Annotated in this window: 15 protein-coding genes; 3 read left to right on the top strand and 12 right to left on the bottom strand. The window is 73.1% G+C overall.

Features of this window, described 5'->3' with window-relative positions; all coding sequences use genetic code 11:
• Nucleotides 1-297: 297 nt before the first annotated feature.
• The 9 genes from ABD644_RS00770 to ABD644_RS00730 all read right to left on the bottom strand — a co-directional run bounded on the left by ABD644_RS00770 (nt 298) and on the right by ABD644_RS00730 (nt 9,437).
• Nucleotides 298-1,026, bottom strand: a complete 729-nt coding sequence (locus tag ABD644_RS00770) for an HAD family hydrolase (protein ID WP_344686570.1) — start codon at nt 1,024-1,026, stop codon at nt 298-300.
• On the bottom strand, nt 1,023-3,158 hold the full coding sequence (locus ABD644_RS00765) for a glycosyltransferase 87 family protein (protein ID WP_344686569.1): 2,136 nt from the start codon (nt 3,156-3,158) through the stop codon (nt 1,023-1,025). The genes ABD644_RS00770 and ABD644_RS00765 overlap by 4 nt, the downstream gene beginning before the upstream one ends.
• Nucleotides 3,122-3,739 (bottom strand): PI-PLC domain-containing protein, encoded by a 618-nt coding sequence (locus ABD644_RS00760; RefSeq protein ID WP_344686568.1) that lies wholly within the window; start codon nt 3,737-3,739, stop codon nt 3,122-3,124. The genes ABD644_RS00765 and ABD644_RS00760 overlap by 37 nt, the downstream gene beginning before the upstream one ends.
• Nucleotides 3,736-4,485, bottom strand: coding sequence for a glycosyltransferase family 2 protein (locus ABD644_RS00755; RefSeq protein WP_344686567.1), 750 nt, complete (start codon nt 4,483-4,485; stop codon nt 3,736-3,738). Before ABD644_RS00755 ends, ABD644_RS00760 begins: the two co-directional genes overlap by 4 nt.
• Nucleotides 4,463-4,885, bottom strand: a complete 423-nt coding sequence (locus ABD644_RS00750; RefSeq protein WP_344686566.1) for a GtrA family protein — start codon at nt 4,883-4,885, stop codon at nt 4,463-4,465. Before ABD644_RS00750 ends, ABD644_RS00755 begins: the two co-directional genes overlap by 23 nt.
• Nucleotides 4,875-6,557 carry an NTP transferase domain-containing protein gene (locus tag ABD644_RS00745; RefSeq protein ID WP_344686565.1) on the bottom strand — a complete coding sequence of 561 codons (1,683 nt, stop codon included), beginning with the start codon at nt 6,555-6,557 and terminating at the stop codon, nt 4,875-4,877. The genes ABD644_RS00750 and ABD644_RS00745 overlap by 11 nt, the downstream gene beginning before the upstream one ends.
• Nucleotides 6,554-7,543 (bottom strand): class II aldolase/adducin family protein, encoded by a 990-nt coding sequence (locus ABD644_RS00740; protein WP_344686564.1) that lies wholly within the window; start codon nt 7,541-7,543, stop codon nt 6,554-6,556. The genes ABD644_RS00745 and ABD644_RS00740 overlap by 4 nt, the downstream gene beginning before the upstream one ends.
• Nucleotides 7,544-7,721: 178 nt before the next feature.
• Nucleotides 7,722-8,246 carry a GtrA family protein gene (locus tag ABD644_RS00735; protein ID WP_344686563.1) on the bottom strand — a complete coding sequence of 175 codons (525 nt, stop codon included), beginning with the start codon at nt 8,244-8,246 and terminating at the stop codon, nt 7,722-7,724.
• A gap of 66 nt (nt 8,247-8,312) precedes the next feature.
• Nucleotides 8,313-9,437: an acyltransferase family protein gene (locus tag ABD644_RS00730; RefSeq protein WP_344686562.1), complete on the bottom strand. Its 1,125-nt coding sequence runs from the start codon at nt 9,435-9,437 to the stop codon at nt 8,313-8,315.
• 101 nt (nt 9,438-9,538) lie between these two features.
• Between ABD644_RS00730 and ABD644_RS00725 the strand changes: the two genes are divergently transcribed.
• From ABD644_RS00725 to ABD644_RS00715, 3 genes are read left to right on the top strand one after another with little or no spacing between them, the layout of a single operon-like run.
• Nucleotides 9,539-10,843 carry a 5-(carboxyamino)imidazole ribonucleotide synthase gene (locus tag ABD644_RS00725; protein ID WP_344686561.1) on the top strand — a complete coding sequence of 435 codons (1,305 nt, stop codon included), beginning with the start codon at nt 9,539-9,541 and terminating at the stop codon, nt 10,841-10,843.
• Nucleotides 10,836-11,342: a 5-(carboxyamino)imidazole ribonucleotide mutase gene (purE, locus tag ABD644_RS00720; protein WP_344686560.1), complete on the top strand. Its 507-nt coding sequence runs from the start codon at nt 10,836-10,838 to the stop codon at nt 11,340-11,342. Before ABD644_RS00725 ends, purE begins: the two co-directional genes overlap by 8 nt.
• A gap of 21 nt (nt 11,343-11,363) precedes the next feature.
• A complete protein-coding gene (locus tag ABD644_RS00715) occupies nt 11,364-12,518 on the top strand; it encodes an acyl-CoA dehydrogenase family protein (protein WP_344686559.1) in 1,155 nt (384 codons plus the stop codon).
• A 7-nt stretch (nt 12,519-12,525) separates the two neighbouring features.
• On the opposite strand, the gene ABD644_RS00710 is transcribed toward ABD644_RS00715, so the two are convergent.
• From ABD644_RS00710 to ABD644_RS00700, 3 genes are read right to left on the bottom strand one after another with little or no spacing between them, the layout of a single operon-like run.
• Entirely contained in the window at nt 12,526-13,347 is an 822-nt protein-coding gene (locus ABD644_RS00710) for a DUF1028 domain-containing protein (RefSeq protein ID WP_344686558.1), read from the bottom strand.
• Nucleotides 13,344-14,153 (bottom strand): TIGR03089 family protein, encoded by an 810-nt coding sequence (locus ABD644_RS00705; protein ID WP_344686557.1) that lies wholly within the window; start codon nt 14,151-14,153, stop codon nt 13,344-13,346. The genes ABD644_RS00710 and ABD644_RS00705 overlap by 4 nt, the downstream gene beginning before the upstream one ends.
• Nucleotides 14,154-14,202: 49 nt before the next feature.
• A complete protein-coding gene (locus ABD644_RS00700; protein ID WP_344686556.1) occupies nt 14,203-15,765 on the bottom strand; it encodes an LCP family protein in 1,563 nt (520 codons plus the stop codon).
• Between the last annotated feature and the right edge of the window lie 122 nt (nt 15,766-15,887).

Below are 15,887 nucleotides of genomic sequence, written 5' to 3'. Positions count from 1 at the left end.
CGTAGTAGTTCGTCGCCATCTCGGCCCACATGGAGCCGCTGAGCAGGTACCCGCCCCGGGTCAGGAACTGGTGCAGCACGTAGAACAGCGCCGCGACGACGAAGAACGCGTACGCCCGCCCGGTCGCCGGAGCGGGCGGAGCGGCCTCGTCCAGCCCGAGGATCCGGTCCCGCCGCCCGGAGAGGACCGCCACCGCGTTCCTCCCGCGCTGCCGAGCACGGTGGTGGAGGGGACGGTTCCCCGCCACCGCCGGCCGGGAGGCCGTCGCGGCCGGGCGGGTCGCCTGCTCGGCCGAGCTCACGCCGCCCGGCCGGCGCTGCGCTCGAGCAGGTCCTCCACCTCGCGGACGGAGTTCCAGTGCTGCACCCGCTCCTGCCCGGTGGCACCGTGCACGAAGCCGAAGCCGTCGCGGATGACGCCCTTCTCCACCAGTGCGTCCACGGGGGCGTCGAAGTCCTGGTCGCCGACGAACCAGACGCAGTCCAGCGCGTCGGGGGCCACCCGGGAGGCCAGCAGCTCGAAGGGCTGCAGCGACGCCTTCTCCAGCGCCGTCTCCTCGGAGCAGACCACGTGGTCGATGAGCTTGGCGATGTCGAGGTGGTACAGCTTGCGGAACTGGATCTGCGCGGTGAGGTCGGTGACGATCGCCGTCACCACGTCGTTGAAGCGCAGCGTCTGCAGCAGGTCACCGACACCGGGACGCAGCTCCATCGCCAGCATGTAGTTCCGCCAGTACTCCTGCTCCATCACCAGCGCCACGTGCGGCTCGCTGCGCAGACCGACAAGCTCCATCGCCTCGTGGCAGTACAGCAGCCGGCTGTGGCTGCTCGCCGTCGGCCCGAGCCGCTTCTTCACGTTCACCCGGGCCTGGGCGTACGCCTGCTCGAAGGCCGGCGACATCACCCCGAGCTCCTCGGCCGCGAACCGGAACAGCGCTGCCTTGCCCGCGGCGTCGCAGGGGGCGTACTCGTAGAGGGTGTCGTCGAGGTCGAACACGACCATCGTCGGCATCGTCGTGGCGGTCACCGCACGCGTCCGTTCTTCCGTCGTTCCAGCAGCGCCAGAACGGTGATCAACTGCATGGCGCCCCGGCTCTTGTCCAGCCACACCGGCGTACCGGTGAACAGCTCCTCCGGGCGTTCGATCAGGTGCTGGGCGACCGCCGCCGTGTCCGCCGGTCGCAGGTGCTCCGGGTGGACGACGACGCGCACGGAGCCGGGGGTGCCCAGGTACTCGATCCAGGTCGGGCAGTTCGCGATGGAGATCAGCGCCCGCTGCAGCTTCTCCACGAACGAGGACCCGCGCAGGTACGCGACCAGCGTCATCTCCACCGGCCGGTCGTCCACCCGCTCCTCCACGGGAAGGGGACGCACCGGCTCCAGGCGGAAGACGATGCTGGCGAGGTCGGCCTGCGGCTCGATGAAGCGGTGGGCGTGCGGGTACCGGCGCTCGATCGAGGCCACGACCCCCTCCAGGGCGTGCCCGCGCTGACCGACGTCCCGGTTGATCTTCAGCTGGCGGCGGAGCCGCTCGTCCATCGACGTGAACACCGTCAGGTCGGCCGTGCGGCGCACCTCCTCGGAGGTGAGCGCGTGCAGCCCGTTGACCACCACCAGCTCCCGCTGGCGGATCGGGCGCGGCTTGGTGAACCGCCCCCGGGTGTGGTCGTAGTGCACGGCCGACACCGGCTGGCCCTGCATGAGGGAGAGCGCGTCACGGTTCATCGACGGCAGGTCGTTGGCGGCCGGGTGCAGGTGCGTGGTGACCTTCCACAGCGGCGCTTTCCGGTCGTAGAGGTGGTAGTCGTCGCCCATGAGGAACGACGTCGCGCTCACGCCGAAGACGTTGGCCAGCGAGATGCACAGCGTGTCCTTGCCGGTCCCGCTGTCGCCGGCGATGGCCACCGACATCGGCGACCCGCTGAGCCGGTACATGTCCAGCCGCGGGCGCGCCCGCCGATAGATCAGGACCAGCATCAGGACGCCCACGAGGATGGTGGCGGTGGAGAGCAACGCCCCGAGCGTCCCCGTGCGGTTGACGAAGCTGCCCACCTCGACGAAACGCCCGTCCGGCCCGTCGGACCCGCGCCACGACGCCGGGGACGCGCGCAGCGCCAACGTGACCGTCGCCAACGCCCAGAACACCCAGACGGCGGCGACGGCCTGCCGCCCCAGGGGCGTCGCGAGCACCGCGAGGAAGGGGATCGACCAGACGTACCAGCCGGGGCTGGCCGGGGTCAGCAGCGTGACCGCCGTGAGCATGACGCCGAGGACGAGCACCACGATGTCGGGATTGCCGCGCTTGAACCGGTACAGGAGGCCGGCGAGCGCGAGGTAGACGACCGGCAGGACGACCAGTGACAGCCCGGGGCCCAGCTCCAGGGCGTAGGACACGGCCGTCTGGCTGGTGGGCGTCTCCAGGACCATCGTCCGGTACCCCGGGAACAGGACCGGGAGGACCGTCAGCAGCAACCCGGGCAGCAGCCCGAGGACGTACGCGCGGGTGTGCTCGCGAAAGCGGACGTTGCGCAGCAGGAAGATCAGCACGAGCGGCGGGACGAACACCGACGAGAACTTGGCCGCGACGGCCAGCCCGGCGAGCACCCCCGACGCCGACCACCGGCGCTCCCGCAGAAGCAGGGCGCTGGCGAAGATCAGCACGGTCGGCAGCATGTCCAGCTGCCCGTGGACGTAGCCGGCGTACACCGCCACCGGGCTGAACGCGATGAGCAGCAGCGCGAGCCGGGAGGCCGCCCGGTTCCACCGGGACACGAGCGCCCACAGGAGCAGCTCGAGCACCAGGAGGCCCAGGCTGACACCGATCTGCGTGCCCCAGGGAGCCGGGAGCCAGCTGGTGAGGAAGGCCCACACGCCGAACCAGGCGAACATGACCGGCCCGTAGGGGAACGACGCCGGATCGCCGCCGCGGTCGAGGAAGGACTGCCACGGATCCCACGAGGGGTGCTCGACGGCGTTGTCGAGGAACGGGACGAACCACGCGGCCTGGATGTCGGGGACGACGGCCAGGACGAGCACGAACCGGACGAGCACGGCGATGCCGAGGAGCACCGCCGTCTGCGGCGACAGCGCGGCGAGGGTGCGGCTGGAACGCAGCCGCGCGATCACCCGTCCCACCACGCCGCCTCCGGTCGGTGCCACGTGGCGGGCGACTTCGTGCACACGCCGTGCAATGGCACGCCCGCGTCCACGAAGCGGCCGGTGATGACGTCGATCTCGTCGGCGAGGGACCGGCCCTGCAGCTCCGGGCTCACCACCATGAGGCGGAAGCCGTGCGCGGCCAGCGAGCGCAGCTCGTCGGCGGCCGGCCACCGGCCGGTGAAGGAGTCCACCCACACCCAGTCCGGGCGCGGCTCGAGGGCCAGGGCGGTCACGACCGACTCGTACTCCGAGACCCGGACCATGGTGCGGGTCTCACCGGCACGCAGGCCGCGGACCAGGAACGGGAACGACTGGTCGAGGAACGCCCAGTCGGTGATCCCGCGCTCGTCGAGCAGGGCCGCGATCCGCTGCTCGAGGCCCTCCTCCTTCGTGTTCAGCACGATGAACCGGTGCCGGTAGTCCGCCAGCCACGACTCGAAGTCGGGGCCGGTGGAGAACGGGTCGTGCACCAGCACGAGGCGGTCGCCGTCGGCGTGGAGGTCGATCTCCACGCCCAGCTCGGTGGGTACGTCGCGCAGCGCGGCCGGATCGTTGACGCGGTGGGCGCAGATGAGGGTCACAGCGTCTTCCTCAGCTGGAGGCTGTAGTCCAGCGTCCGGCGGATGAACCGGCGCTTCGCCGACCAGTCGGTGTTCCAGCTCGACACCCCCCACTTCCGGGGCGCGAAGATGACCGGGAAGCGCCGCACGCGGAAACCGGCGTCCAGCGCCGAGTACAGGGCGAAGAGGTCCAGCGAGAAGTCGGTCGGCGGTGTCCCCCACCGGTCGAGCAGTTCGCGGGAGAACAGCGTCGGCTGGGCGTTGATGTCCCGCAGCGGCCGCCGCAGCAGGGCGGTCTCGAACGCCGACATGCCGGCGGTGAAGACCCGGTCGGCGAGGGGCCGCCCGAAGCGGCGGCCCTTGACCAGGAGCCTTTCGCCGCCGTCCTCGAACAGCGCCATCGCGCGCAGGACGTCGGCCGGGTCGGTCTGCAGGTCGGCGTGCGTCCAGCCCACGACGCCGGCCCGCGCGTCGGCGAGCCCGCTGGTGATGCCGAAGCCGTACCCCTGGTTCACCGGGACCCGGACCCAGCGGACGCCGTCGACCCCGTCCGAGCCCGCCGGCCCGAGCCGGCCCTCCAGGACGGCGGCGGAGTCGTCCGCCGAGCCGTTGTCGACCAGGATGACCTCGCCCCGGCCCTCGGCGGCCACGTAGGCGCACCGGCGGATGAGCTCGGGCAGCCCGGCGGCCTCGTTGTAGCAGGGGATGACGAGGGAGAAGGCGAGCCCGGAGGCCCGCTCGTCCTCACCGCTGCGCGACGCGGTCAACGCTGGACTCCTCCCGACGGAACACGAACAGGGACATGCCGATGAAGTTCCAGGCGGCCGACAGCCCGGTCGCCACGAGGAACGCGAGCGTCGCACCGGTCGTCTCCGTGCCCAGCCAGGCGCGGACCGCGGCGTTCGCCGCGATGTTCAGGACCAGGGCGAGCGCGTAGACGGCGACGAACAGCACCTCGCTCCAGCGACTCCGGCGGGCGCCGAAGGTGAAGCGCCAGTTGGCGAAGTACGCGAAGACGGCCCCGCTGACGAAGCCGATGCCCTTGGCCGCGTCGACCGGGACGCCGACCGCTGCCACCGCGACGTAGACGACCGCGTCGATCGCCACCGCGGTGGCCCCGACGAGCGCGAACCGCAGGAGCGAGCGGAGGTGCTGGTCACGCGCCACGACGCGAGGCCTCCGGCGCGGCGAGCACGGGCTGGAACTGCCGGAAGCGGTGGTCGAGCCGGGCCCGGTCGGCCGGACGCGCCAGCGGGTCCGCGGCGAGGGCGTACGAGTGGTGCGCCCACTTGTGGAAGCAGGACTGCCAGTAGAGCAGCGCCTCGTACTCCGCCGGGGTCCCGACCGAGCTGAACGTGTCGACCACCAGCCCGGCGACCGGCAGGCCCTGCTTGATCAGCCGGGCGACGAGGCTGTCGAGGTAGAACTCCCCGTTCACGCGCTCGTCGTCGCTCATCAGCGACTCGATGTGCGCGATGCCCGCGTCGCGGGAGCCGAAGGTGAACGTGCCGATCATGACGCCGGCGGTGGGGTCGGCGGGCGTCGTCTTCAACCAGGACTCGCCGACGGTGCCGTCGTCGAGGATCGAGCACCAGCCGTACTGCCCGGGCCGGCGCGCCGCGGCGTGGTACGGCCGGGCCAGCCAGACGACGAGACCGTCGTGCCCGGCGGTGGCGAGCGCCTCGTCGAACGCGGCCTGGGAGATGGTCGGCAGCGCGTCGCAGGCGCCGACGGTCACGGGGACGTCGCCGCTGACCGCCTCCAGCCCGCGCAGGGCCGACTCGGCCTGCCCGCGGGTCATGCCGGGCAGGGCGACCAGCCGGGCCCCCACCTGCTCGGCCAGCGCCGAGAGCGCCCCGGAGTCGGGCAGGTCCTGCCGGGTCACGAGGACGGTCTCGCTGCCGGGCAGCCCGGCCAGGGCGTGGTCCACGACGGGCCGCCCGGACAGCGGCAGCGCCGGCTTGGGGAGGTCGTAGCCCGCGTCCTTGAAGCGCTGCCCGGCACCGGAGGCCAGCAGCACCCGCGCCTTCGGGCCGTCGTCCCCGGCGCCGGAGGGCCGCACCCGGGGGGCCGTCCACGCCGCGACGGCCCGGCTGGCCTCCCGGTACTCCTCGAAGTCCTGCGGGGTGCCCCACTGCATGAAGTGCTGGAGCTCGAGCACCTCGACCCGGCCGCCGCGAGCCAGCAGCGGCTTGAAGGTGAGGCTCAGGTAGTACTCGCCCTTCAGCAGGTGGCCCTCCTCGACCTGCTGCTCGAGGGAGTCCAGCAGGAGCCGCCCCGACGCGAAGGCGTAGGTCCCGCTGGACGCGAACTCGCGCAGCGGGTCGTCGGTCCAGGGCTGCTTCTCCTGGATGTCGACCACCCGCTGCCCGTCCATGCGGACGTAGGCGTAGGAGGTCGAGTGCGCCATGTGCGGGTGCCCGCCGGTGTAGACCGGGATGACGCCGTCCACCTCGCCGCTCGCCAGCCGCGCGGCCAGCAGGTCGCTGTCCTGGTAGGCGGCGAAGTCGCAGTAGTTCACGACGACCGGCCGATCCAGGGCGATGTGCTCCCGGGCGCGCAGCACGGCGTCCCCCGGGCCCAGGGCGGGCGTGTCGACGCGGACCACCGTCGCTCCCGGTCGCCGGGCGAGCAGGTGCTCCTCCAGGCCGAAGCGGGGATCGTCCAGGTGGACTGCGTTGCAGATGAAGACGACGTCGTCCCAGTCGGGGTACATGTCGACGACGTGGTCGATGACCAGCTGGCCGTCGGTCTCGAGCAGGAACTTGGGCCGGTCGTAGCCGGCCGCGGTGAACCGCGCGCTGACCCCGGTCATCGGGATGACCAGCTGGGGCTTCATCGCTTGAGCTGCTGGCGCCACTTCTCCGCCTCCCAGTTGATCAACGCGTCGATGTGGTCGTCGGTCAGGGTCACCACGTGCGGGTCCTCGACCTGCCGGGCGACGTCGACGAGGCTTGCTGCCACCTCCCGCTCGTCGGCACCCAGGCCGGGCCGCAGCCACACCGAACCGTCGTCGGCGACGAAGCCGGCGTGGGGTGAGCCCCCGTCCTGCGGGGCCGGGCCGCGGTCGATCCGGCCGAACGGCCGGGGGCCGAGGAACACCGCGGAATCCGGCGTCAGGGCGCCGGCACAGAGGACGGCGGCCGCCGTGGCATCCACCGATCCTGGCGGGCACAGCGGCCCGGCGTCGTCCGCGAGGTCGGCGACCGGTGCATCCGTCCTCCGCAAGGTGGACTCGACCTCGTCGAGGATCTCCGCCGCGGTCGCGGTGTCGGAGGCGCCCACGACCAGGCCGTGGTTGCGGAGGATCAGCACCAGCGGGCGCTCGGCGGTCAGGTCCGCGGGAGTCCGGTCGAGGACGGCGCGGGCGAGTTCCACCCCGGGCTTGGCGTACGGCACGACCACGGTGTCGAACCGCGCCGACAACTGCTGCACCGCCTCGAGTGCCCCGTCGCTGAGACCGGCGGCGATGGTGCCCGTCCCGTGGACGTGGACGACCACGGTGTGCGGGAGCAGGACGTGCAGGGCGGTCTCGATGCTGGGTCGCAGACCGCTCGTGCGGGCGGCGGGGAGGACGTACGGAGCGAGCACCTCGGTCGTGGCGACGGCCTCGCGCGTGGCGGCCTCGTCCATGGGGACGAAGATGTCCTGGTCAGCGGCCTGGCTCAGCCGGGTGCCCGAGGCCTTGATCCACAGGACGCCGTCGGACTTGATCGAGAGGTTCCCGCCGGCCCCCTGGACCAGTCGGAGGTCCGACCCGAGGCGGACGCTGCACTGGATCAGGTCCCGCAGGCCCGCGGGCGCGTCTGTTTCGTGTGAACGCATGTCTACTTCCTGCGGCGACGGTCGGGGAGTCTCTGCTCACCCCGTCGCGCACCCCGGATCGTCGGTCAGGCGACTCCAGGCACGGTACCCCGGCGGCTCGGATCCTCCGTGACGCCTGGGGTCCCGGGCGTCGGGTGGGGCGCGCGGGATGGACGTCCCCTCCGTAGGTCCCGGCGCGTCAGCGCCCGGTCTCGGCCACCGGGCGACGGGTGGCGCCGGTCGTCGTCGCCAGGTGCGTCCGCTCGGCCGCGGCATCCGTGGGCCCGACGGCCGGGAAGACCCATCGCCGGTAGCTGAGGTACCGGATGACCGTGCCGACCCCGATGGACGCGATGTTGGCGATCTGCAGGACCAGGGCGCTCTCCTGCTGGAGGGGGTGGCGCACCACGAAGATGATCAGCAGGCCGAGCAGCAGGGTCGCGCCGTTGATCACGACGAACAGCAGGTACTCGCGGCGGACCCCGGTGCGGGCGCGATGGGAGAACGACCAGTAGCGGTGCCCGACGTAGGCGACCGTCATCGACACCAGCGTGGCGAGCAGCTTGGAGAGCACGGCGTCCGCGCCCGCGTAGGTGTAGAGGACCTGGAACAGCACGATGTCCAGCGCGAAGCAGACGGCGCCGACGACGCCGAAGGCGCCGAGTTCCTTGGCCAGCACGCGCCAGGTCGACCTCAGGCGCTTGATCGCCTCTCCACGCCGCACGGCACCGAGTCTAGGTGGCGCGCGCCATCGCCCGGTCGGGCCCGCGTCGGCGCTGCCCCGGAGGGGTCACACCGCGATCTGGCCGGCGCCGCGGGGAGCGCGGTACGGGCGGACCGCCACGTCCGGCCGGATCGGCACGGCGGCCCCGGCTCCTTCGGTCGTCCGCGCGGCGAGCACGCGGCCCAGCCGGATGCTCGGCCGCTCGACGAGACGGTAGGTCGCCTCGCTGACGCCGAGGACGACGACGGTCCACACGGCCGCGGTAAGGAGCGGGTGCGGGGTGGCCGGGACGGCGAGCAGCACCACGGCCTGGACGAGGTAGACGGAGTAGCTGATCGTGCCCAGGCGGCGCAGCCAGCCCGGGACGGCGCGACGACGCAGCGCCACCCCCAGGCCGAAGACCGCGTACGCGCCCAGCCACGCGGTCAGCATCGGCGCGGCAGCCGTGCCGGTGGACACGAGCATCGCGACCCCACCGAGCAGGGTGCCGGCAGCGCAGCCGAGCACCCCCCGGAGCCGCACGTCGCCGGCGTGCCAGCGGTGGACGACGGTGCCCAGGAACATCGTGGCCAGGCAGAACAGCCCCAGTGGTGCGGGGCGGCCCAGCAGCGGCTGCGCCGTCGCCGCCGCGGCCAGGCAGGCGCCCGACGCGGCGAGGGAGAGGAGCACGCTGCGGCGGTGCCAGCCGAGCAGGAACAGGCCGGAGACGAGGGCGTAGAACACCATCTCGAAGGCCAGGGTCCAGTAGAGACCGAGCGCGTGCGGGGCCCCGGCGGGCAGTTGGAGCAGGGCGGCGTTGGCCAGCCAGTCGCCGGCCGACAGGGGCGTCCCGGGCGCGTACCGGCCGGCGGCGACGAGCGCGGCCGCGGCGGCGAGGCTGAGCCAGTACAGCGGGTAGAGCCGGAAGACGCGGCTGATCCAGAACGCGCGCAGCGCCGGGAGGCGCCCCGGCTCCCGGCGGCCCCGCTCCAGGCTGGCCGGGATGATGAATCCGCTGCAGAGGAAGAACACGAGCACGCCGAGCTGACCCAACTGCAGGGTGCCGGCGGTGAACGACCGGACGGCGGGGAAGCAGAGCTCCCCGACGTGCTGCAGCAGGACCAGTCCGACGGCGACACCGCGGAGGCCGTCGAGGAAATCCAGCCGGCGGAAATCCAGCCGGCCGGACGGCGACCCGGTGCGGGGCCTCACTGGGAGTGCTCGCACCGTCACTCGGCGAGGCTAGAAGTCCGGGCGGCCCGCCCCCCGGCGGACAGGCCGGACCGCGGACCGATCTAGCCTCACCAATCACCATGTCCCCATCCGTCGATCCGGCCTCACCCGTCGATCCCCGTACCGGCCTGCCCGTCGTCGCGATGGTCGGGGGCGGGCAGCTGGCCCGCATGACGCACCAGGCGGCGATCGCCCTGGGTCAGACGCTGCGGGTCCTCGCGACGGACCCGTCCGACTCGGCCGCGATGGCCACCGCCGACGTCGTCCTCGGCGACCACCGCGACCCCGAGGCGCTGGCCCGGGTCGCCGACGGCGCCACCGTGCTCACCTTCGACCATGAGCACGTGCCCACCGAGCACCTGCACGCCCTGGAGCGGGCCGGACACCGGGTCGCCCCGGGTCCCGACGCGCTCGTGCACGCCCAGGACAAGCTGGTCCTGCGCCGGGCGCTGGCCGACGCGGGGGAGCCGCAGCCGGTCTGGGCGCGCGCCGAGACGCCCGACGACGTGGTGGCGTTCGCCGCGGAGCACCGCTGGCCGGTGATCCTCAAGACCCCGCGCGGTGGCTACGACGGGAAGGGCGTGTTCGTCGTCCACAACCGCGAGGAGGCGCAGACGCTCCTCGAGCGGCACGGCGTCCTCCTCGTCGAGGAGCGCGTCGATCTCCGACGCGAGCTCTCCGCCCAGGTCGCCCGCTCGCCGTACGGCCAGGTCGCGGTGTGGCCGGTCGTCGAGACCGTGCAGATCGGTGGCGTCTGCGCCGAGGTGCTCGCCCCGGCCCCCGGCCTGTCCGAGGAGCTGTCCTCGGCCGCCCAGCAGCTCGCCGTCCGGATCGCCGACCGGCTCGGTGTCGTCGGGATGCTCGCGGTCGAGCTGTTCGAGACCGGGGACGGCGTGCTGGTCAACGAGCTGGCCATGCGGCCGCACAACTCCGGCCACTGGACGATCGAGGGTGCCCGGACCAGCCAGTTCGAGCAGCACCTGCGCGCGGTGCTCGACTACCCGCTGGGGTCGACGGCGATGACCGCCCCGGTCGCGGTGATGGCCAACGTGCTCGGGGGCGCGGCGGCCGCCGACGACTGGGACGGCCCCGGCCTGGACGAGCGCGTCCACCACCTGATGGCGCACTGGCCCGACGTCAAGCTGCACTGGTACGGCAAGGGCCAGCGGCCCGGCCGCAAGCTCGGGCACGTCACCGCCCTGGGCGACGACGTCACCGAGGTCCGGGCCCGCGCGGTCGCCGCGGCCCGCTACCTCGCCGACGGCGTGGTCGACCCGCGCTATGCCTTCGAGAAGCCAGCCTTCGAGAAGCCAGCCTTCGAGAAGCCGGCCTTCGAGAACCAGCCTCCGACTCCGACCACCCCCAGGGAGCCCGGCCATGAGTGAGCCCGTCGTCGGCATCGTCATGGGCAGCGACTCCGACTGGCCGGTCATGGAGCCGGCCGCGCTGGCCCTCGAGGAGTTCGACGTCCCGTACGAGGCGCACGTCGTCTCCGCGCACCGCACGCCGCGCCGGATGCTCGACTACGCCGAGACCGCCGCCGACCGCGGGCTGCGGGTGATCATCGCCGGGGCCGGGGGAGCGGCGCACCTGCCCGGCATGGTCGCCGCGGCCACGCCGCTGCCGGTGATCGGCGTCCCCCGCCCCCTGGACCGGCTCGACGGTCTGGACAGCCTGCTGTCGATCGTCCAGATGCCGGCCGGGGTGCCCGTGGCGACGGTGAGCATCGGTGGTGGGCGCAACGCGGGGCTGCTCGCCGTCCGCATCCTCGCCGCCGGCGACGACCGGCTGCGGCAGGCGGTCGTCCGGTTCCAGGCCGAGCTCGCCGACTCGGTCCTGGCGCGCGACGCCGCCCTGCAGGAGCGGCTCTCGTCGGAGGACTGACTCCGGGCTTACGATCTACCCGTGGGTAACAACGGTGGGCTGTACGCACTGACCGAGGAGCACGAGGCCATCCGCGCCGCCGTGCGCGACATCGCCGAGCGGGAGATCGCCCCGTTCGCCGCCGAGGTCGACGCCGACTCCCGGTATCCGATCGAGGCGCAGAAGGCGCTGACCGCCGCGGGCTTCCACGCCACGCACATCCCCGAGGCCTACGGCGGGGAGGGGGCCGACGCGATCGCGACCTGCATCGTGATCGAGGAGGTCGCCCGCGTCGACGCCAGCGCCTCGCTGATCCCCGCGGTCAACAAGCTGGGCTCGGTGCCGATCATCCTGTCGGCCTCGGAGGAGCTCAAGCAGCAGGTGCTGCCCTCGATCGCCGCCGGCCGGGCGATGATCAGCTACGGGCTGTCCGAGCGCGAGGCCGGCTCCGACGCCGCGGCGATGAAGACCCGCGCCCGCCTCGACGGCGACAGCTGGGTGCTCAACGGCACCAAGGCGTGGATCACCAACTCCGGGATCTCCGAGTGGTACACGGTCATGGCCGTCACCGACCCGGAGAAGAAGGCGAACGGGATCAGCGCGTTCGTCGTCCACCGCGACGACCCGGGCTTCGCCGTCGGGCCCAAGGAACGCAAGATGGGCATCAAGGGCTCGCCCACCTGCGAGCTGTACTTCTCCGACTGCACCATCCCGGCCGACCGGATCATCGGCGCCCCCGGCACCGGGTTCAAGACCGCGCTCCGCACGCTCGACTTCACCCGCCCGACCATCGGTGCGCAGGCCGTGGGCATCGCCCAGGGCGCGCTCGACGCCGCGGTGGCCTACGTGAAGGACCGCACGCAGTTCGGCACGAGCGTCGGCAGCTTCCAGGGCGTGCAGTTCATGCTCGCCGACATGGAGATGAAGGTGGAGGCGGCCCGGCACCTGGTCTACGTCGCGGCCGCGCGCGGCGAGCAGGGCGGTGCCGACGTCACCCGCGTCTCGGCGTCGGCCAAGGCCTTCGCCTCCGACGTCGCGATGCAGGTGACCACCGACGCCGTGCAGCTCTTCGGCGGCGCCGGCTACACGATGGACTTCCCGGTCGAGCGGATGATGCGCGACGCCAAGATCACCCAGATCTACGAGGGCACCAACCAGATCCAGCGCATGGTGATCGCCCGCAGCCTGCTGCGCTGACGCGCACTCAGTCGAGCAGCCGGCTGACCGCCGACAGCCGGGAGTCCCCGGCCATGGCGGCCAGCCACGCCGACCACCCCGGCCGCGTCCGCATGGCCTCCAGCGCGGTGCGGGCGGCCTCCCGGTCGCCCCGCCCGGAGGCCGCGGCGGCGGCGTAGAGGTCGCGCGCGCCCTCGGGGGCGAACAGCGCCAGCATCTCGTAGTCGCGCTCGTCGTAGGCCCGCTGGAGGTTGCGCAGCATCCGCAGCTGGGCGACCGGGTCGCCGGAGTCGTCGACCCGCAGGTCCATCCGGACGCCGTCGTCCTCGTCGGTGGCCGGGTCGCCGCTGACCACGAGCAGGGCCGCGGACTGCCGGCCGCGCAGGTCACCGCCGGCGTCCTGGCCGGCCGTCAGCGCGGCGAGCAGCCGGTCGGGCAGCCCGCCCCGGGCCGCGACCAGGGCCTGCGCCATGGCGGGCAGCACCTCGGTCGAGGCCAGCATGTTGCCCTGGACGCTCCAGCCGTCGCCGACGAGGTGGCCGCTGACCGGGAAGGACCCCTGGCCGGTGTCGGCCGCGATCCGGCCGCTCGCATCGAGGACGGCGATCTGCCGGTCGGCGTCCTCGGCGGCGTGCGCCGCCCGGCGGACCAGGTCGGCCGGCGCCGCGCCCTCGGCCAGCCCGCTGAGCAGCCGGCCGCCGAGCCCGCGCCGGCTGCGCGCCTGGACGGCCACGACCCCGACGCCGGGCCGGGCGCTGGGCACGGCCCGGCCGACGGCGAGGATGCAGGAGGAGACGGCGATGCCGAGCTCCCCGGTGGTGGGGTCGCGCGCGACCACGGAGAAGGTCATGCCCGTCCCAGCTCCCGCAGGCCCTCGATCCGCCGTCCGAAGGTGGCCGTGACCCGCTCGTCGGCCGCCCGCCGGGGCAGCGTCTGCTCGACCGGGTTGCGGACGAGCACGAGCGAGGCACCCGCGGCCAGGGGAGCGAGCAGCCACGCCACGGGCCCCGCCTCCTCGGCGACCCGCTCGTCGAGCAGCACGCGCTCGCCGTCGGCGATGCCCAGGCGGGCGGCGAGTTCCCGGGCCGCCTCGGCGAGGCCGCCCAGGGTCAGCTCCAGCCCGCCGAGGCGCAGGCCCACGACGGCGGGATCCGGCGGCTGGTAGGGGGTGAAGAAGTCGCCGTGCGCCCGGACCTCGACGGCGAAGTCCCGCGCCGGCCCGACGTACCCGGCCATGCCCAGCCCGAGCGGGTGCAGCGAGAGCCCGACCAGCTCGGCGGCGTCCTCGGGGAACTCGTCCTCCAGCGCCGGCAGGCGGTCCTGGGCGGCCAGGACGACGTCGGCCTCGGCCAGCCGGCCCTTGTCCTCCGTGGCGGTGTCGAGCACGGTCGCGCCGCAGCTCCACACGGCCAGGAGCACGGCCGCGGTCTGCCAGTGCACCGGCAGGGCGAGGGCCACCGTGCTGCCCGGGCCGATGTCGAACTCGTCCTGCAGCAGGTTCGCCGCCTTGGCGACCCAGTTGGCGAGCGTGGCGCCCGAGAGCTCGACCCGTTCGCCGGTCGAGTCGTCGTACTGGGTGAACAGCGGCCGGGCGGCGTCGGTGCGCAGGACGGCGGTCAGCAGGTCCGCGGGCAGTGCGGGTCCGGTGGCAGGCACGACGCCCAGGGTGCCAGCGCTCTCGACACCCTGGGCGGCGGCCCTGCCGTCAGTTGATGCAGGTGGTGTCGGCGGCGGTGCGCGCGTCCTCGCCCTCGACCGTCTCGGTCGGCTCCGGGGTCGTCACGGCCTGCCCGACCCCGTTGAAGTTCGACCCGAGGACGAGGTCGACGGTGCCCGGCGTCGGCTCCTCCGCCTCGGCCGTGGTCGCACCGGGGATGGTCGCGGCCAGCGTGGCCGCCAGTGCCTGGTCGCCGGCCGCGTACCGGATCTCGGTCGCCGTGTACTCGTGGTTGTCCGCGTTGCCGGTGCTCGTCACGACGAAGCCCTGCGCCTCCAGGGCGGCCGCCGCCGAGGCGGCCAGGCCCGAGATGCCCGACCCGTTGTAGACGGCCACCGACACCTCGGCGGGGGCGACCGTCTCGGGGGCCGCGGTCTCCGTCGGCTCCGGCTGCGGCTCCGGGTCGGCCGAGAGGTTGGCGAAGAACTCGTGGAGCGTGTCCTCGTCCTCGAGCCGGAGGATGTAGCGCCCCTGGTCGTCCTCGTCGTCGCCGATGTAGGGGATGGTCTGGAAGTCGACGGTCCCGGCCGTCACCGCCTGCATCTGACCGGCCAGGCCGAGCAGGTCCAGCGAACGGTCGACGGTCAGCGAGTTCGCCGCGGCCTCCACCAGCTGCCGCTGCTTGCCGAGGTCGAACAGCACGTTGTCGCTCAGCAGCTTGCGGATCATCCCGCCGATGAACACCTGCTGGCGGATGATCCGGTCGAAGTCGCCGCGGGGCAGGCCGTGCCGCTGGCGGACGAAGGCCAGCGCCTGCTCGCCCTCGATGGTCTGCACGCCGGCCGGCAGGTTCACGCCCGAGTATGCGTCCTGCACCGGCTCGCAGAGGTTGACCTCGACGCCGCCGACGACCGAGCTGAGGTTGAAGAAGCCGAGCAGGTCCACCTCGGCGTAGTGGTCGATCTGAAGGCCGGTCAGGCTGCTGATGGTGCGGATGAGCAGCTGGGCGCCGGAGGCCTGGCGCTCGGCATCGGTGGCCTCGTCGCCGGCCTCGTTCTGGTAGCCGTAGGCGTAGGCCGCGTTCAGCTTGTCCATGCCGTAGCCCGGGATCTCGACGTAGGAGTCGCGGGGGAAGGAGACGAACGAGGCCTTCGAGCCGTCGGCCGGCACGTGCACCAGGATCATCGTGTCGGTGTTGACGCCCTCGTGGGCGGTGGTGTTCAGGTCGTCGAGCTGATCCGGGGTCGCGCTGGCCCGGCTGTCGTTGCCCACCAGCAGCAGGTTCATGGCCTCGCCGCCGCCGATGCCGTCGTTGCCCTCGGTCGGGATCGCGTCGGTGCGGTTGACGCTCGCGTCGGCGACGCGGCCCAGATACCAGCCCCAGCCGCTCGCGGCGAGGATGCAGACGGTGACCAGGCCGGCGACGGCGCGCGCCGTGATGGCGATCCGGGTGCCGCCGGACCGGCCGGAACCCTGACCGGAACCCCGACCAGGACCCTGACCGCCCCGGCCGTCCCGCGAGCGCGACGTGCGCGGTGTCCCCAGGCGCGGGTCCAGGCGCGCAGGCAGCGGCGGCCGTTGCGGCTCGTTGCCTCGGTCGAACGTGCTCACGGGACTTCCTCACGTCGGGCTGGCCTGCTCGGACGACAGCGCGCGAGCTCGTCGTCCAGCGGCGGAGTCGGCCGCGACGATACGACTCTTTCCGTCACAGGTCGGGGACCCGGCCGGGGTCT

Source organism: Blastococcus jejuensis, assembly GCF_039534705.1.
Taxonomy (GTDB): domain Bacteria; phylum Actinomycetota; class Actinomycetes; order Mycobacteriales; family Geodermatophilaceae; genus Blastococcus_B; species Blastococcus_B jejuensis.
The sequence above is the reverse complement of the archived record's forward strand: the minus strand, read 5'-3'. Positions and strand labels throughout refer to the sequence as shown.

Bases quoted from the DNA above. Each gene is read 5' to 3' on its own strand.
- ABD644_RS00745 (WP_344686565.1), bottom strand. From the start codon at position 6,557: ATGAAGCCCCAGCTGGTCATCCCGATGACCGGGGTCAGCGCGCGGTTC.
- purE (WP_344686560.1), top strand. From the start codon at position 10,836: ATGAGTGAGCCCGTCGTCGGCATCGTCATGGGCAGCGACTCCGACTGG.
- ABD644_RS00725 (WP_344686561.1), top strand. From the start codon at position 9,539: ATGTCCCCATCCGTCGATCCGGCCTCACCCGTCGATCCCCGTACCGGC.
- ABD644_RS00740 (WP_344686564.1), bottom strand. From the start codon at position 7,543: ATGCGTTCACACGAAACAGACGCGCCCGCGGGCCTGCGGGACCTGATC.
- ABD644_RS00710 (WP_344686558.1), bottom strand. From the start codon at position 13,347: ATGACCTTCTCCGTGGTCGCGCGCGACCCCACCACCGGGGAGCTCGGC.